The following is a 16,240-nucleotide window of genomic DNA, read 5'->3' as shown; positions in this document are numbered from 1 at the left end:
AATTGGTGCGACCGCCTCATCAGATATGAGAGGGCAGTGGCAACGGACCGGGGCGATTCTGAGCAGCCGACGCTGGGGCCTGATCCTGTCCGGGCTTCTGCTCGCCAGTCTGGGCGTGGTGCTGCTCTGTAGCCGGTTCGGAGCCGCGTTGGTGCCATGGGGAGATGTGTTCCCGGCACTCGTGCATGCCTTGAAGACCGGGGAATGGGATCAGTCCTCGATTGGCACGTCCGGCGTGATTTTGATGCAAGTCCGGTTGCCGCGCGTGCTGATGGGATTTCTGGTCGGCGGCAGCCTCGCGGCGGTGGGGGTCACGCTGCAGGCGCTGCTGAGAAATCCGCTGGCCGATCCCTATGTGCTCGGCGTGTCAAGCGGCGCCGCGTTAGGGGCGGCCGTGACCATGTTGTTGGGAATCGGCACGACGATGGCGTTGTTGCCCGTGCTGCCCCTGTGCGGATTTGCCGGGGGGCTGCTGGCGCTGGTGGTGATCTATCGCTTGGCGCAGTCGCAGGGCCGGCTGCCGATTCACAGCCTGTTGCTTGCCGGCGTGATTCTCAATGCCATCCTCACGGCGCTCATTATGTTTATCACTTCCATCATGGAGCCCAATCGATCCGCCGGTCTGATGGCCTGGCTCATGGGCTCGTTAATCGCGCCGGGTTATCCGGCGCTGGGTGTTCTGGCCGGCTATGCGGTCTTTGTGTTGGCGATCGTGATGCAGAAGGCGCAGATGCTGAATGTGCTGACGCTGGGAGAGGAGACCGCCCGTTCGTTGGGGATCGATACCGAGCGTATGAAAAAACAGCTCTTTGTCCTGACGGCCTTGCTCACCGGCGCGGTGGTGTCAGTGAGCGGCATGATCGGGTTTGTCGGGATGGTTGTGCCGCACGCGGTTCGTCTGGTCCTAGGGTCGGATCATCGGCTGTTGTTGCCGGCATCGGTGTTGGTGGGAGGCATGTTTCTGGTTGCGGCGGATACCATCGCACGGACGCTGTTCGCGCCCGCCGAGATTCCCGTGGGGATCGTCACGGCGCTGATCGGCGGCCCGTTCTTCTTGTACCTGCTGTTATGGCGAAAAGATCGGATGTTGTGAGATGGCCGTATCGATGACCGCAGAACCGCCTTCCCAACCGATCATGACCCGTCATGCCATGGAGGTTGAAAACCTGTCTTTTCGGTACGGTTCTGACCAACAGGGGCGGGCCTGGACGATTGAGGGCGTGTCATTTGGCGTTCGGACAGGAGAGGTGCTGGGGATCGTCGGACCCAATGGATCCGGAAAGTCCTCTCTGCTGAAGCTGCTGGCGGGGTTGTTACGTCCCTACAATGGCGATATTCGACTCGGCGGTTATTCCATCGGCCGGCTCGAACCGCGAGAGATCGCACGCTCGGTGGCGGTGGTGCCGCAGGAATATGCGCAGGTGTTTCCCTTTACGGTCACGGAAACGGTGCTCATGGGACGGTTCCCGCACCGGCGCGCATCCTGGTGGAGCATGGGGATCGGGGATGAAACCGAACAGGATGTGTCCTGTGTGCAAGAAGCCATGAGTGCAACCGACGTTGTGCCTCTGGCCGACCGGTTGATGTCAGATCTGTCCGGTGGAGAACGGCAACGGGTGGTCATTGCGCGAGCCCTCGCCCAGGAACCGGCGATTCTCTTGCTCGATGAGCCGATGGCCTTTCTCGATATCAATCATCAGATCGAGATCTGTACGCTGATCAGCCGGCTCAAAGCGGAACGGCAGCTCACCGTAGTGCTGGTTTCCCATGATCTGAACGTGGCGAGCCAACTATGCGATCGCGTGTTGATGTTGAGGGACGGGCGGCTCTGCCGGATGGGGCCGCCCGAAGACACGATCATGCCGGATGTGTTGCGGATGGTCTATGGCTGCGAGGTCGTGGTCGATGCCCATCCGCAGACCGGGCGGCCTCGTGTGACCATACCGGTTGGCTCCGGCCAGATATAGGATATTCCCACGGTCATGTCCCCGGCCGTGCGGGTGTGAATGAGGGGGGACGATCATTTCAGCGTGAAAGGGCGTTTTGTAGAAACGTAGTTGGTGTCGGGGAAGATGGTGCAAATCCATCACGGTGCCGCCACTGTCAGCGGGGAGTAATTCTGCAGATGCCACTGTCATGAAGCGTGAAAGGTGAAACGTAAAGCGTAAGAGGAGCAGTCAGTCCTTTTACGGGGCACGTTTTACGCCATCACGCTTCAGATGGGAAGGCGCAGAGACACGACGATCCGCAAGTCAGGAGACCCAGCCAGCTGTCGATTCAACTCAACCCTTCGAGCACAAGGGAGATGTGTCATGGCATGGTTTGTTCGCTGGGCGTTGTCTGTCTGCGTTCTGGTCTGGTTCCTTCCTGCTCCTGTCGTATTGGCGCAAGAGATCGCGATGGCCGATCCGGCCGATATCATTGAAACGCCGGAGGTCGTCGTGAGCGCCACGAAGACGCCTGTTCCGGTGGCGCAGGTGACGAGTGCGGTTGAAGTGCTTACCGAAGACGATCTCAAGCGGCGGCAAATCAAGACGGTGGCGGAGGCTCTTCGCTTGAGCCAGGGGTTGACGGTGTTTTCAAACGGCGGCCCAGGAACGAGCACGAGCGTCCGGATTCGCGGCAGTAACGCCGATCAGGTGTTGGTGCTTATCGACGGCGCGATCATGAATAGTGCAACGCTGGGCAGCTTCAATTTTGCAAATCTGACGACCGACAACATCGAGCGTATTGAAATCCTTCGCGGCGCGCAGAGCATGTTGTGGGGAGCGGATGCGATGGGCGGAGTGATTAATATTACGACGAAACGAGGCAGTGGGGCGCCATCGGCAAGTGCATTTATCGAATACGGGTCATTTGCATCCATCCGGGAAGGCGGACAAGTGTCCGGCAAGACGGGGATTGTGGATTACAGTCTGGCGCTGTCGCGGTGGGATTATGCCGGGTTCTCGGCGGTGAATTATCGACGGGGCGCATCGGAACGAGATGGTTTTCATAACTGGCAGACGTCGGCGAGGCTCGGTGTGGCGCTGCCTCATGAAGGCCGGCTTGATGTCACGTTTCGGCTGTTGCAAGGCAAGGTCAATTTTGACAATGGGTCTTCTCCGGGGTTCGACACACTGGGCGCATTTACCGACAGCCAGCAATTTGTCTACAGCGCCACCTATGTTCAGCCGATCACGGACTGGTGGAATCAGGCCATAACGCTGTCCCGCCAAACGGAGGACTCGGAGTCCTTTTCAGGAACCACCCAGCGCAATTTGCAAACTGGAGTGGTAAATTCGCCGTATCTCTATCGATCGCAGATTAACACCGTGGCCAATCGCGCTGAGTGGCAGCACAATGTCCAGATTGGGAAGCCTCTGCTCCTCAGCGCGGGATATCAATTCCGCCAGCAGCAGGGGGAGAATCTAAACCTGCTTACGAATAATTATGATTTTCCGACAAAAAACGTGTCCAGTCATGCCGGATTTGCTCAAGCGCAACTGAATCTGTGGGAACGTGTGTTTGCCACCGGCGGCATCCGCTACGACGACTATAATGTGTATGGCAGTTCCACCACCTATCGGACGACGGCCGGCTATCTTCATCCAGAGACCGACACCAAGGTGCGGGGGAGTTACGCCACCGGTTTTCGTGCGCCGACGATCAATCAGTTATTTTATCCCAATTTCGGCAATCCGAACCTCAAGCCGGAACGAAGCCAAAGCATGGATGTCGGCATAGACCAGTATCTATTGGATAAGCGCCTGACGTTCAGTGGGGGATACTTTTGGAATCGCTTCCGCGACATGATTGCCGCGGTTTCGACCTCGACGGTCTGTGGGGCTGGCGGCTATTGTGCGGAGAATATCGGTCTCGTGAGCACGAAGGGATGGGAAGCGAGCGTCAAATACGCGGTGGTCAGAGATGCTTCCTGGATCAAGAGCTTGGATATTCAGGCGCAATATACGAATACGATGACCAGAAACCTTCAGGAGTATCCCGGCAATCGGGCCCCTCGCATGCCGGTGGATCAGTGGAGCCTGATCGTCAGTTGCCAGCCGATCGAACCGGTTCGGGTGAATTTAGAAGGCCGGTATGTGGGGTCACGGTTTGATGATGTCAATAATCGGCAAACCATGAAGGCCTTCGATGTCTGGAATCTCTCCGCGACCTACGATGTGACGCGCCGTGTGCAGACCTATCTGCGGGCCGATAATATCTTCAACGAGAAGTACGAAGAGGTTCGGTTTTACGGGACGCCGATTCGGTCGATCTTTGCGGGCGTGCGAGTAAATTACGATGCAAAATAGGGCATGGTATGACTAGTCCGAGGCTGGTCATTGCCGGCACCGCGAGCAATGTCGGGAAGACGACGGTGACGTTGGCGATCCTGGCAGCCCTGCGACAGCGGGGCCGCCGGGTGCAGCCGTTCAAGGCAGGACCGGACTTCATCGATCCGGGCCATCACACGGCGGCGGCCGGACGTGCGTCGCGCAATGTGGACGGCTGGATGCTGGGGGCGGACCTCAATCGAGCGATTGTTGCGCGGGCCGCGGCGGATGCGGACATCTCGATCATCGAAGGGATGATGGGATTGTTCGATAGCAGTTCCCCGGTGAATGAGATCGGCAGCACAGCGGAATTGGCGAAGCAGTTGGATGCGCCGGTGCTGCTCGTCATCGACGGCAGCGCCATGGCGCGGTCCGCTGCGGCAATGGTGTCGGGCTATGCGCGGTTCGATCCGGCCTTGCGGATAGCGGGAGTGCTGTTTAATCGGGTCGGCAGCGAGGGCCACTACAAGCTCCTCAAGGAAGCCGTGGAACACGAGACGGATGTGGCGGTGGTCGGGTATCTGCGTCCTGATGCCGCCGTGACGATCGGCGACCGCCATCTTGGACTGGTCATGGCCATGGAGCAGGGGACCGGAGCGCTGTATGACCGGCTGGCGAAGGCCGCGGCTGACACGATTGACCTGGATCAAGTCGAATCCCTGGCCGGCTCGTGCGGAGCCTTGAGGGGGCCATCTCCGTATGTGACGGAGACCCGGCCGCGTTCGGTTCGCATCGGTATCGCGCAGGATCAGGCCTTTTGTTTTTACTATCCCGAAAATCTTGAACTGCTGGAAGCGGAGGGCGCGGAGCTGGTTCCGTTTTCTCCAATCAGGGATCAGTCTCTACCGGATGATGTGGCGATGCTGTATTTGGGCGGCGGCTATCCGGAACTACACGGACCGGCGCTGGCTGGGAATACCGCCATGCGAACGGCCATCAGCGCATTTGCCGGGCAGGGAGGGACGATCTATGCGGAATGCGGCGGCATGATGTATCTGACGCAGGCGATTCGTGACTTTGCTGGCGTCTCCCATGAGATGGTCGGGCTGTTTCCGGCCGAAGCCGTCATGCGGAAGGCGGGGATGACGCTGGGATACCGGACGGTGGAACTGGCACAGCCATGCATTCTCGGTGCGGCCGGTGTGACGGCGCGCGGCCATGAATTTCACTATTCCACACTGGTTCCGAAAGGGCCATTGACCTATGCCTGTGGGCTCACCGATGCGCGGGGGGAGTCGAGGGGGCCGGATGGGCTGGCTCTCGACAATGTGGTGGCGCTCTATACGCACCTTCATTTTTCCAGCCAGCCCCAGGTTGCGGCTTCGTTGGTGGCCTCTGCTCGTCGAATGAAGGTCCGGGCATCGGTGCAACAGGAAGGAGTGCGATGACGGAGCAGGATGAGCATAAAGCGAGGATGGAACGGCTGAAGGCGTCGGTGGACCGCCGCATCGAGGCGGCACAAGAGGAGAAGGGGCTCTTGATCGTCTACACCGGGGCCGGCAAGGGCAAGACGACGGCCGCGCTGGGGATGGCGCTGCGCTGTATCGGGCACGGCCAGAAGGTGGCGGTGGTGCAGTTTATCAAGGGCGCCATCGATACGGCGGAAGAGCGGATGCTGAAGTCGTTCGGGGATCGGGTAACATTTCTGCGGATGGGCGAGGGGTATACCTGGGAAACGCAGAATCGTGAACGTGACACGCAGCATGCCCAACAGGCCTGGGCGAAGGTATGCGAGTTTCTTCGCGATCCCTCCTATGCGATGGTGATCCTCGATGAGTTCAATATCGCGCTGCATCATGACTATGTGTCACTCGGCGAGGTGCTTCCGGTTCTGCGCACTCGCCCTCCCATGCAGCATGTGGTGATGACCGGTCGCGGCGCCAAGGAAGCCTTGATCGAGGAGGCCGATCTGGTGACGGAGATGAAGCAGGTCAAACATCCCTTTCGCAAAGGGATTAAGGCGCAGCCGGGGGTGGAATTTTGATCAGGGTGTTGAAAAAGCCCGCCAGCTTTGTTCTCGCGTCGCTCAGAGGCTCAACATACAAACGGAGTACGCCTCGCCTCTTCGCTTGCTGCGGCCTCGCTGGACGGCCTTTTTGAACACCCTGAGGAGTTCTGAAGCGTGAGGTGGGGAGTACGATGCGAGGTCCTGTAACCAAGACGTGTGAGCACTGTGGCCAATCGTTTTCGTGCGGAGGGTATCAATGCTGGTGCGGGAAGATCGGGATCACGGAGTCCCACATGGACTGGATTGCCGAGCGGTATAAGGATTGTCTCTGTCCCGGTTGTTTGGAGAAGATCGCAACCGGTGAGTTGGGTCCGCAATCCGTGCCGCATCACGAGCGAACAAGATAGGAGCAAGGCCGGCAATGTCTGACGATAGGCAATTTTCAGACGTGGAGCGGGAGGCTGTGTATCGGGCAATCTTCGAACGGCGCGATGTCCGCCGGAATTTTCTGCCGGCGCCGATTCCAGACCAGGTCTTGACGCGTGTGTTGACCGCAGCCCACCATGCCGGGTCGGTAGGATTCATGCAGCCCTGGGATTTTGTGGTGGTGCGCGATCGCACGACCAAGGGCGCGGTGAAAGAGTTATTCCGGCAGGCTAATGAGAAGGCAGCGGCCTGTTATGAGGGGGAGCGTGCCGCGCTCTACAGAAGTTTGAAGCTGGAGGGAATCGAAGAAGCGCCGATCAATATCGGGGTGACCTGCAGCCGGCAGCGGGGAGGCCCTCACGTGCTGGGCCGTTCGACCGTGCGCAATACGGATTTGTATAGCACCTGCTGCGCCATTCAAAATCTCTGGCTGGCCGCGCGCGCCGAGGGGATCGGCGTCGGATGGGTCAGCATTCTGGATCACGGCGCGTTGAAGCGGGTGCTCGGCGTGCCCAAGCCGGTCAAAGTGCTGGCCTATCTCTGTCTCGGGTACGTATCGGATTTTGCCGCCAAACCGGATTTGGAAACAGCCGGATGGCGGGAACGGCTTCCGGTGGAATCCCTCATTCACTATGAATCGTGGGGCAATGTCGCAGCCGGACACGAGGGGAGGCAGTGATGCGCATTACCAAGGTCTATACCAGAACGGGTGACGCGGGAAAAACCAGATTGGCCGGCGGGCAGCAGGTCTGGAAAGACAGCCTGCGGGTCGAAGCCTATGGGACGATCGATGAGCTCAATGCGTCGGTCGGGGTGGTGCGGGTGATGAATGCCGAGGTGCTCGATGAGTATTCGGCGGCGGCGATTCTGGAAGAGGAATTGCGCTGGGTGCAGAACAAACTGTTCGACGTCGGCAGCCTGCTGGCGACGGCGCCGGGGCAGACGTTCAAGAATATGCCGCAGGTAACGGCGGCGGATGTCACGAGATTGGAAAAGCTGATCGATCGGTGCCAGAAAGATCTGGCGCCGCTCAAGGAGTTTATCCTGCCAGGAGGCGGAAAGGTGTCCGGCTTTCTCCATCAAGCCAGGACCGTGTGCCGCCGTGCGGAGCGGCTCTGTGTCGCGCTGGGGAAGGTCGAGCCGGTTGACTCAACCATCATCAAATTTGTGAATCGGCTGAGCGATGCCTTGTTCGTGTTGGCTCGGTGGGTGGCGAAAACACAGGGCGAACCGGAATTTCTCTGGGAGCGGGATGGCGCAGGCAAAACCAAGTAAACGAGCAACGCTGGCGAAGGTGCCCGCGCAGATCATCTTCGTCCTGGGCGGGGCGGCCTCAGGGAAAAGCGACGTGGCTCTCACCCTCGCTGGAGAGCAAACGCCGAAAGCGTTTGTGGCGACGGGGCAAGGGCTTGATGATGAGATGGCTGCGCGCATTGCCCGGCATCAAGCCACGCGATCGTCCGATTGGGAAACGGCGGAAGTGCCGCGTGAACTGGCGTCCTGGTTTTCGCAGGAGGGTGCTCGCTACCGGACGATCCTCCTGGATTGCGTGACCCTGTGGCTCAGCAATCTGACCGGCTCGGGAGTATCGGAGCCAGCCATCACGAAGCGTGTCACGGCACTCCTCAAGGCGATCCGAAAGACCTCGGCTAGAGTGGTGATTGTCAGTAACGAGTTAGGCCTGGGGCTGGTGCCGGCGGAGCCATCGGCGCGTGCGTTTCGTGATGTGGCCGGGCGGGTGAATCAGCAGATTGCGGCCGCAGCGGACGAAGTGTATCTGGTCGTCAGCGGGATCCCGCTGCGCATGAAGTGAACTAAGGAGCCGGCCATGTCATTACAGGAAGTGTGCGGTCGCATTCAGCCGCTTGACCCGAATTTGCTGGTGAAGGCGCAAGCGCGGCTGGATCGGTTAACCAAGCCGTTGGGAAGTCTGGGGCGGCTTGAGGAAATGGCGGCGCGCTATGTGATGATCACGGGCGAGCTAAAACCATCAGTCCCGCGCGGCGCCGTGTTCACGTTTGCGGCGGATCATGGGGTGACCAAAGAGGGCGTCAGCGCCTATCCTCGTGAAGTGACCCCGCAGATGGTGTTGAATTTTTTGCGCGGCGGGGCGGGGGTGAATGTGCTGGCTCGGCATGCCGGTGTGGATGTCCGCGTGGTGGATATCGGCGTCGATCATGATTTTGGGTCGGTGCCGGGACTGATCGCGAAGAAAGTGATGAGGGGGACGCGCAACTTGCTGGCCGAACCGGCCATGACTCGTGCGCAAGCGGAGCAGTCTGTCTTGGTCGGCGTGGAACTCGCCACGCAGGCCGCTAGGGAAGGGGTCGGTCTCATCGGCACCGGTGATATGGGGATCGGGAATACGACGCCGAGCGCCGCGATTACGGCGGTGATGACCGGGCGGCCTGTGGCGGAGGTGACCGGGCGAGGAGCCGGCATCGACGAGGCGGGACATGCGCGGAAGGTGACCGTGATCCAGCACGCGCTGGATCTGCACCGTCCCGATCGAACCGACGCGCTCGACGTCTTGGCCAAAGTGGGCGGGCTGGAAATCGGGGGGCTGGCCGGTTTGATTCTCGGCGCGGCTGCGGCTCGAGTGCCGGTGGTCTTGGATGGGTTTATTGCCGGAGCTGCGGCATTGATCGCGGTCGGTCTCCAGCCGCGGTGCCGGGAGTATCTCATCGCCTCGCATCGCTCGGTTGAGCGCGGGCATCAAGCCATCTTGGATCATGTGGGGGCCAAGCCGCTCCTGGACCTGGATCTGCGTCTTGGAGAGGGAACGGGCGCTTGTCTGGGCATGAGTCTCGTGTGCGCCGCGATCAAGATCTACAATGAGATGGCGACATTTGATGAAGCCGGGGTGGCGGAGAAAGCCTAGGATATGGGAGCGGTTGTCCGTCCATTCGTCTTTGCGTGGCATTTTTTGACAGCCATTCCGTTGAGCCGGGCGCATCATGAACCGACTGCCTCGGAATTGGCGGCGTCGATGGCCTGGTATCCTCTCGTCGGGATGGTCATCGGCGGCGGACTCGCCCTTGTTGACATGGCACTGACACATCTCTTTGCCCCCACCGTAGTGAATGCACTGTTGATCATGCTGCTGGTGCTGGTGACGCGCGGGTTGCATCAGGATGGGTTGGCGGACACGCTGGATGGATTGGCCGGCGGCCGGACGCCGGCGGAGCGGCTGCCGATCATGCGCGATCCGCGCATCGGCGCGGTCGGTGCCACGGGACTGTATCTCTCCTTGCTGTTGCGCTATGCCGGGCTGATGGCCTTGCCACAGGCGCTCAGGCTGCCCGCCCTGCTCTGTATGCCGGCGGTTGGACGGTGGGCGATGGTGACCCTGGCCTGGGCCTCACCCTACGCACGGGCGGAGGGAGGCTTGGCTGCCCCATTTCTTACGCACCTGTCGTCCCTCCAAGTGCTGATTTCGACGGCGGTGCTTTCCGTCGGGCTGGGCTTGGCGTTTGGCGTACAGAGCGCATTCGTCGTTCTGCTGTGCGCGGCGGCGCTGGTCGCCGCCGTATGGGCCGGTTGCCGCCATTGGTTCGGCGGCATTACGGGAGACACGCTGGGTGCCACGAATGAACTTATCGAAATCGTCTTTCTGCTCCTCGTGCCGTTGCTGCTGTGGTTCCTATGACGGGACGCGAACTCCTGCTGGCAGCCTGCCTTGATACGCTTGTCGGTGATCCCCGATGGCTGCCGCATCCCGTTCGCGGAATGGGGGCTGTCATTGCCTGGTGCGATGCGCATGTCAGAGGGATGTGCCAGAGTCCGGCTGGTCTTCGTCTGGCCGGGATCGGGCTGGCCGTTGGTTTACCCGGAGCTGTCTATGCGGTCGGGTATGCGGCAATTGACGCCGCCTCGGATCTATCCCTGTGGTGTGGGACGGCCGTGTCTATTGTCCTGGCCTCCACCACACTCGCGGGACGGGATTTATGGGACCATGTGCGGGCGGTGCGTGACGCGTTGCAGCAGGGCAATCTTCCCGCTGCCCGACAGGCCGTGGCGATGATCGTCGGGCGTGACACCGAGCCGCTGTCCGAATCCGGCGTGGTGCGCGCGGCGGTGGAAACGGTGGCGGAGAGCACCGCCGATGGGGTGATCGCGCCGCTCTTCTACCTGGCCATCGGTGGCGCGCCGCTGGCGCTGGCGTATAAAGCGGTGAATACGCTGGATTCGATGGTCGGCCATCGGGATGAGTGGCATCTCGATTTCGGGTGGGCCTCCGCCAGGCTTGACGACATTGCGAATTGGGTTCCGGCCAGGCTGACGGCTGTGCTGCTGGTCTTTGCGTCTGGCCTGGTCACAGGACAAATTGATCCGATGAGAAACGGGTGGCGCATATTCTGGCGGGATGGCGGCAACCATCCCAGTCCGAATAGCGGAAGGCCGGAAGCGGCGTTGGCCGGTGTTCTCGGTGTGCAGCTGGGAGGGCTCAATTACTATGACGGCGTGCCTCATGAGCGGCCATTCATTGGCGAGGCCGCTAGGGCGCTGGTTGTCGAGGATATCTCTCTTGCGATGCGGATGATGGTCATGGCCTGTGTGTTGGGCTTGGCCATGGCCGGAGGGATGCGATGGCTCGTCTGAAGGCCCGCTCGCATGGCGGCGATGTCTATGCCGCGTCGCGCGAGTTGCAGTGCGATGTGACGGAGGTGCTCGATTTCAGCGCCAGCATCAATCCGCTGGGTCCGTCGCCACGGGTCTGGCGGGCGATCACCGGCGCTCGTCATGTGTTGTCCCACTATCCCGATCCTGACTGTTGGGCACTGCGCCAGGCGCTGGCCACGCAATGGCAGTGTGAATCAGCACAGATCGTGGTGGGAAACGGCTCGATGGAATTGATCTATGCCCTGCCGCACGCGCTCAAGATCGATCATCTGTTGGTGGTGCAGCCCACGTTCTCCGAGTATGCCGCGTCCATGGTGCGCCATGGCGGGCACGTGTCGCAGGTCTGTGCTGATCGCAACGAACAGTATGCCTTGCCGGTCGAGCGCCTGTGCGGCTTGCTGCACCGGCAGAAGAACGGGCCTCGGGCGATCGACGGGGTGATGTTCTGCAATCCCAACAGTCCAACGGGGCAGGCCTGTGGTGCCGAGGCTGTACTGGAGCTGGCGCGCATGGCGCAGCGGCGGGGTGTCTGGTTGATCGTCGATGAAACATTTGCCGACTACTGTCCGGAACGATCGATCTTGTCCCTGGCTGCGTCGTTGTCGCGCGTCGTGGTGTTGCGGAGCCTGACGAAATTCTATGGTTTGCCTGGATTGCGGGTCGGGTACGCGGTCGCGAGGGCTTCCGTGGCGCGGACGCTGCGGGGCGCATTGCCGCCCTGGTCAGTGAATGCGATGGGGCAGGTGGCCGCCTTGGCTGCGCTGCAGGATACGGCGCATGCCCGGAAGAGTCTCCAGTACGTGATCACAGAGCGCACGCGATTGGCCGGGCTGCTTGCGGAGTTGCCGGGGTGCAGGGTATTTCCAGCGCATGCCAATTACATTTTCATGGAATTGCCCCGTGGCTGGCAGGCGAGGCAGATGACGGAACGCCTGCGACGGGACGGATTGCTGATCCGGGACTGCTCCAGAGTGCCCGGCGCGAACGCGCGCTCGATCAGGATTGCCGTGCGGCAGCGGCGAGACAACGACCGGCTGCTTTTGGCGCTTTCACGATGTCTGAGGGAGCGCCGATCATGACGAACGAAGGCTCGTCTCGCGTTCAGACCCGGTATCGAGTTGTGGAACAGACCCTGATTATTGACCTTGGAGGACGACGGCGTGTGCTCTCGTCCGCTCCGCAAGGAGGCGGGTTCACCACGGCGGCGCATATCCTAAATCACCAAGTCCAGTCGAATCCGGTTACGAACAGGCCTCATCCCGTAGCGCGCTGGGGGGATCCTGCCCGGTATCTCCGGCGGTTGGCCGTCACGCTGGGAGCGAAGCAGGGAACAGTCGGGCTGATGACCGCCGTCCCGATGAAGCAGGTAGTAACCGCACGGGGCATGTCGGGGGCGGTTTGGGTCGAGTGTTTCGCCACCATCGGGGTGGCGAATGCCGTACGGGCGGGGGCATGGCCTGAAACGAGCGCCCGTCGCAACCGGGCTGCGGGACCGGGAACAATCAATCTTATCCTGGTGACGAATGCCAGCCTGTCGAGTGCGGCGATGGTCGGCGCGGTGCAAGTTGCGACGGAGAGCAAAACCGGGGTGTTGCGAGATCACGCTGTGCCGAGTTGGACGGGGGAGTCTGGCGCGACCGGGACCGGGACCGATGCCGTGGTGGTGGCCTGCCGGTTGCGGGGGAAGGGGCCGTGGCTGGCCTACAGCGGCACCCATACGGTCATCGGGGCACTGATCGGCCGTGTCGTGGCCCGATGTGTGGCCCGTGGTTTAGCCAAGGAGAAACAGTGGCGGGAGCGGCACAGATGAAGGCGCGCGCATTGGCCGTGTTGGGAACGGGATCGGATGTCGGCAAGAGTTTGATCACGGCCGGGTTGTGCCGTCTTTTTCTTCGGGCCAGAGTCCGAGTCGCGCCATTTAAGGCGCAGAACATGTCGAACAATTCATATGTCACGCCGGACGGAAAAGAGATCGGACGGGCGCAGGCGCTGCAAGCACAGGCCTGCGGGCTTGACCCCGATGCGGACATGAATCCGATCCTGATGAAGCCGGAGTCGGATCGCAGCGCGCAGATCGTGGTGCAGGGCAAGGTGTGGGGCAAGGCGGAAGCCAGAACCTATTTTGAGCGGCGTGCTGAACTCGCTGAACGGGTGCGGGAGAGCTATGAGCGGCTGGCGGATCAGTATGACCTGATCGTCATCGAGGGGGCGGGGAGTGCCGCCGAAATGAATTTGCGCGACCGCGATTTGGCCAATTGGTCCGCGGTGGACATGGCCGATGCGCGTGTCGTGCTGGTGGCCGACATTGATCGCGGCGGGGTCTTCGCGCAGGTCATCGGCACGCTGGATCTGCTGGCCCCTTCCGAGCGGGCGCGGGTGATCGGCATTATTATCAATAAATTTCGAGGCGATGCCACCTTGTTTGAGGATGGGGTGCGGTTCATCGAGCAACGAACCGGCCTTCCTGTTCTCGGGGTGGTGCCGATGTTACGTGATCTTGTCCTGGATCAAGAGGATAGCCTTGAGATCGACCGCGCCCGTCAGGCTCCATTTGCCCCGGATCGGATCAACATTGCCGTGGTCCTGCTGCCGCGCATGAGCAATTTTACCGATGTTCGCCGGCTGGCCGCCGAAGATGACGTGACCCTTCGTTATGTCGCCGAGCCACGTGATCTGGGCGGAGCCGATATTATCGTGATTCCAGGGACCAAAAATACGATCGGTGATTTGCGCTATCTTCGGGAGGCCGGGTTCCCGGAAGCCTTCCGGGAGCATGTGGAACAAGGGCGTGAGTTGCTTGGTCTTTGCGGGGGCTATCAAATGCTGGGGCGCAGCATTGCCGATCCCGAAGGAGTGGAGTCCGGTGGTGTGGTGGAGGGCCTTGGCTGGCTGGATGTGACGACGAGGATGCAGCCGACGAAAGTCACCCAATTGGTCGAGGCGCACGCGCTGCATGTCGATGGCGGCCCAGCCGGTGCCGTCACGGGGTACTACATTCACATGGGCGAGACGCATCGCGGAACGGATCGCCCCTGTTTCCAGGTGCGCCTCGCAGGAACGCAAGACGCAAACGGTCGAACAGGGCCGGATGATCTGGATGGGGCTGTGGGCCACCACGGTCTCGTCTGGGGTACCTATATCCATGGGGTGTTCGATCGGCCAGGTTTTCGGCGGGCCTGGCTGAACCAGGTTCGGTTGCGGAAGGGATGGCTGCCGATCGATCCTCAGGTTTCTGAACGGGTGTCACGACGGTTCGATCATGAGCTTGATCGGTGGGCCGATCATTTGCGCACCCATCTTCCACGGATCGACGTGCTGCAGATCCAATCGTTGTCCTAGCCGGTATTATCGCCATTCTATTCCGCCGGCCGTTCGATCCTTTCTCCTTACACCATTCGCACTCATCTACTGGTGCCATCCACAATAGTGCCAAGAATTGTCACCTGGCGCGCAACAGTGCACGGAAAATACGGATCTTCAGCATTTGGCTGTTCCTGCCGATATGAATAGCAATGTGGGTCATTTTCGCAGCATTTGCTAGCATTCGGTGCAGAGACGCTCAATGGGGATCGTCTCGGTACAATGGCGGCACAATAGTTGCCATTGTAGAGGTGTTCCATGTGTGCGCCTGAGATCCGGCCGTGCGCAAATTGGCGGCAAAACGGAGCAAGGACAGGGTTGTGGAAAACCCATCGTTTTCTTGCCAATGGCGCATAAGCAGCTACACTTGCTCATGAACAATGGTGGTGAGGTCTCGAAGGAGGGGCATTATGAATGTGAAGATAGCGGCACTCATTCTTGGGGCGGGGCTCTGTGTCACGGTGATGGGAATGCCGTCGTCTGTCCGCGCAGGCGATGAAGCCGAAACGGCGGAATTGCTGATTGATTTACTGAAGGCCGGACGAGCGGTCGTTTCGGAACATCAGGCGTTGATCAATGATTCCAGCAAGGGCAACAAGGGATTTACCGACGAGTTTCTCGCGCAGCAAGTGATCGAGAAATTCAAAGCCAAAACGCGCGTGGATTTGAGCCGGCCGAGTGGCGTGCCCCAAAGCGGAGTCCTCTTGGCGCTGTTGGAAGCGGAGCGCGAAGTGGTGCTCGAAGGGCAGCCGGTGATCAATAAGCAAGGCGTGACCTTCAAGGGATTTATTCCCGCCGTGTTCGGACGGAAGGCGGGAGAAAAATTCTACAAGAAGACCGGCATTCGCTTGAAGCTGACCGGGATTGACTATCGGTACCCGGGCAATAAGCCGGATGATTTCGAATCGGAAGTGCTGCGCATGTTCGCCGATGCGCGGCATCCTAAGGGCCAGCAGTATGCGAAGGCCACGATGGTGGGCGGAAAGCCGGTAATGCGGGTGATGGATCCTGAGTACGCCGGCGCCACCTGCTTGACCTGCCACGGCGGGCCCAAGGGTGAACGCGATATTACGGGAACGAAAAAGGAAGGTTGGAAAGAGGGAGATCTTGCTGGAGCTATCAGCGTGGTCATCCCGATGAAATAGGGTGTGTTTATTAACGATGGAGGCGGAGGAAGGGAATTATGAGCAAGATTGTTGTCGTTGACGATTCGTATGCCGAGTTGCAGATGATTGAAGGCTATCTGAAGGCGGCCAACCATACGGTCGTGTCGTTTCCGAACACCGACAAATTGGAAGATAAAATCGTGGCAGAGAAGCCCGATCTTATTGTGATGGACGTGGTCATGCCAGGCCGCAACGGATTTCAGGCCTGCCGTGACTTGAAAAATGACGATCGGTTCAAGGGGATTCCCGTGGTGCTCTGCACCTCAAAAGGCCAGGAGAGCGACAAGTTTTGGGGACAGCAGCAAGGGGCCAACGGTCACGTTGTGAAGCCCTTCAAGGCGGAGGATCTGTTGGCCGCCGTGAAGCGGGCGTTAGGTTAGCTCTTGGAGTGAGTGTGTGCA

Annotated in this window: 16 protein-coding genes and 1 riboswitch; all 16 genes read left to right on the top strand. The window is 60.3% G+C overall.

Annotated elements, in window-relative coordinates; translation table 11 throughout:
- The first annotated feature begins 25 nt into the window (after positions 1-25).
- The 16 genes from RI101_07815 (at position 26) to RI101_07740 (ending at position 16,219) form a co-directional block, all read left to right on the top strand.
- The gene (locus RI101_07815) at positions 26-1,093 is read left to right on the top strand and encodes an iron ABC transporter permease (protein MEC4889954.1); all 1,068 of its coding nucleotides are present in this window, start codon (positions 26-28) and stop codon (positions 1,091-1,093) included.
- 1 nt (position 1,094) lies between these two features.
- Positions 1,095-1,967, top strand: a complete 873-nt coding sequence (locus RI101_07810) for an ABC transporter ATP-binding protein (GenBank protein MEC4889953.1) — start codon at positions 1,095-1,097, stop codon at positions 1,965-1,967.
- A gap of 74 nt (positions 1,968-2,041) precedes the next feature.
- Positions 2,042-2,285, top strand: a riboswitch (cobalamin riboswitch).
- A gap of 27 nt (positions 2,286-2,312) precedes the next feature.
- Positions 2,313-4,295, top strand: coding sequence for a TonB-dependent receptor (locus RI101_07805; GenBank protein MEC4889952.1), 1,983 nt, complete (start codon positions 2,313-2,315; stop codon positions 4,293-4,295).
- Between the two features lie 8 nt (positions 4,296-4,303).
- Positions 4,304-5,704, top strand: coding sequence for a cobyrinate a,c-diamide synthase (locus RI101_07800; protein MEC4889951.1), 1,401 nt, complete (start codon positions 4,304-4,306; stop codon positions 5,702-5,704).
- Complete coding sequence (cobO, locus tag RI101_07795) at positions 5,701-6,300, top strand: cob(I)yrinic acid a,c-diamide adenosyltransferase (protein ID MEC4889950.1); 600 nt, start codon at positions 5,701-5,703, stop codon at positions 6,298-6,300. Before RI101_07800 ends, cobO begins: the two co-directional genes overlap by 4 nt.
- Before the next feature lie 385 nt (positions 6,301-6,685).
- Complete coding sequence (gene bluB / locus RI101_07790) at positions 6,686-7,369, top strand: 5,6-dimethylbenzimidazole synthase (GenBank protein ID MEC4889949.1); 684 nt, start codon at positions 6,686-6,688, stop codon at positions 7,367-7,369.
- A complete protein-coding gene (locus RI101_07785; GenBank protein MEC4889948.1) occupies positions 7,369-7,965 on the top strand; it encodes a cob(I)yrinic acid a,c-diamide adenosyltransferase in 597 nt (198 codons plus the stop codon). Before bluB ends, RI101_07785 begins: the two co-directional genes overlap by 1 nt.
- The gene (cobU, locus tag RI101_07780; protein MEC4889947.1) at positions 7,943-8,503 is read left to right on the top strand and encodes a bifunctional adenosylcobinamide kinase/adenosylcobinamide-phosphate guanylyltransferase; all 561 of its coding nucleotides are present in this window, start codon (positions 7,943-7,945) and stop codon (positions 8,501-8,503) included. Before RI101_07785 ends, cobU begins: the two co-directional genes overlap by 23 nt.
- Before the next feature lie 15 nt (positions 8,504-8,518).
- Positions 8,519-9,571 (top strand): nicotinate-nucleotide--dimethylbenzimidazole phosphoribosyltransferase, encoded by a 1,053-nt coding sequence (gene cobT, locus RI101_07775; protein ID MEC4889946.1) that lies wholly within the window; start codon positions 8,519-8,521, stop codon positions 9,569-9,571.
- A 3-nt stretch (positions 9,572-9,574) separates the two neighbouring features.
- Positions 9,575-10,339: an adenosylcobinamide-GDP ribazoletransferase gene (locus RI101_07770; protein ID MEC4889945.1), complete on the top strand. Its 765-nt coding sequence runs from the start codon at positions 9,575-9,577 to the stop codon at positions 10,337-10,339.
- Positions 10,336-11,292, top strand: a complete 957-nt coding sequence (cbiB, locus tag RI101_07765; GenBank protein MEC4889944.1) for an adenosylcobinamide-phosphate synthase CbiB — start codon at positions 10,336-10,338, stop codon at positions 11,290-11,292. Before RI101_07770 ends, cbiB begins: the two co-directional genes overlap by 4 nt.
- A complete protein-coding gene (cobD, locus tag RI101_07760; protein MEC4889943.1) occupies positions 11,280-12,392 on the top strand; it encodes a threonine-phosphate decarboxylase CobD in 1,113 nt (370 codons plus the stop codon). The genes cbiB and cobD overlap by 13 nt, the downstream gene beginning before the upstream one ends.
- On the top strand, positions 12,389-13,123 hold the full coding sequence (locus RI101_07755) for an adenosylcobinamide amidohydrolase (GenBank protein ID MEC4889942.1): 735 nt from the start codon (positions 12,389-12,391) through the stop codon (positions 13,121-13,123). The genes cobD and RI101_07755 overlap by 4 nt, the downstream gene beginning before the upstream one ends.
- Positions 13,102-14,652: a cobyric acid synthase gene (locus tag RI101_07750; protein MEC4889941.1), complete on the top strand. Its 1,551-nt coding sequence runs from the start codon at positions 13,102-13,104 to the stop codon at positions 14,650-14,652. The genes RI101_07755 and RI101_07750 overlap by 22 nt, the downstream gene beginning before the upstream one ends.
- Positions 14,653-15,083: 431 nt before the next feature.
- Positions 15,084-15,818 carry a DUF3365 domain-containing protein gene (locus RI101_07745; GenBank protein ID MEC4889940.1) on the top strand — a complete coding sequence of 245 codons (735 nt, stop codon included), beginning with the start codon at positions 15,084-15,086 and terminating at the stop codon, positions 15,816-15,818.
- 38 nt (positions 15,819-15,856) lie between these two features.
- Complete coding sequence (locus RI101_07740) at positions 15,857-16,219, top strand: response regulator (GenBank protein ID MEC4889939.1); 363 nt, start codon at positions 15,857-15,859, stop codon at positions 16,217-16,219.
- Positions 16,220-16,240: the final 21 nt, after the last annotated feature.

Origin of the sequence: Nitrospira sp., assembly GCA_035968315.1 — a bacterium.
In the GTDB taxonomy this organism is placed as follows: domain Bacteria; phylum Nitrospirota; class Nitrospiria; order Nitrospirales; family Nitrospiraceae; genus Nitrospira_D.
This window is presented reverse-complemented; position numbering and strand designations above follow the sequence as displayed.

Bases quoted from the DNA above. Each gene is read 5' to 3' on its own strand.
- RI101_07815 (MEC4889954.1), top strand. From the start codon at position 26: ATGAGAGGGCAGTGGCAACGGACCGGGGCGATTCTGAGCAGCCGACGC.
- RI101_07810 (MEC4889953.1), top strand. From the start codon at position 1,095: ATGGCCGTATCGATGACCGCAGAACCGCCTTCCCAACCGATCATGACC.
- RI101_07805 (MEC4889952.1), top strand. From the start codon at position 2,313: ATGGCATGGTTTGTTCGCTGGGCGTTGTCTGTCTGCGTTCTGGTCTGG.
- RI101_07800 (MEC4889951.1), top strand. From the start codon at position 4,304: ATGACTAGTCCGAGGCTGGTCATTGCCGGCACCGCGAGCAATGTCGGG.
- cobO (MEC4889950.1), top strand. From the start codon at position 5,701: ATGACGGAGCAGGATGAGCATAAAGCGAGGATGGAACGGCTGAAGGCG.
- bluB (MEC4889949.1), top strand. From the start codon at position 6,686: ATGTCTGACGATAGGCAATTTTCAGACGTGGAGCGGGAGGCTGTGTAT.
- RI101_07785 (MEC4889948.1), top strand. From the start codon at position 7,369: ATGCGCATTACCAAGGTCTATACCAGAACGGGTGACGCGGGAAAAACC.
- cobU (MEC4889947.1), top strand. From the start codon at position 7,943: ATGGCGCAGGCAAAACCAAGTAAACGAGCAACGCTGGCGAAGGTGCCC.
- cobT (MEC4889946.1), top strand. From the start codon at position 8,519: ATGTCATTACAGGAAGTGTGCGGTCGCATTCAGCCGCTTGACCCGAAT.
- RI101_07770 (MEC4889945.1), top strand. From the start codon at position 9,575: ATGGGAGCGGTTGTCCGTCCATTCGTCTTTGCGTGGCATTTTTTGACA.
- cbiB (MEC4889944.1), top strand. From the start codon at position 10,336: ATGACGGGACGCGAACTCCTGCTGGCAGCCTGCCTTGATACGCTTGTC.
- cobD (MEC4889943.1), top strand. From the start codon at position 11,280: ATGGCTCGTCTGAAGGCCCGCTCGCATGGCGGCGATGTCTATGCCGCG.
- RI101_07755 (MEC4889942.1), top strand. From the start codon at position 12,389: ATGACGAACGAAGGCTCGTCTCGCGTTCAGACCCGGTATCGAGTTGTG.
- RI101_07745 (MEC4889940.1), top strand. From the start codon at position 15,084: ATGAATGTGAAGATAGCGGCACTCATTCTTGGGGCGGGGCTCTGTGTC.
- RI101_07740 (MEC4889939.1), top strand. From the start codon at position 15,857: ATGAGCAAGATTGTTGTCGTTGACGATTCGTATGCCGAGTTGCAGATG.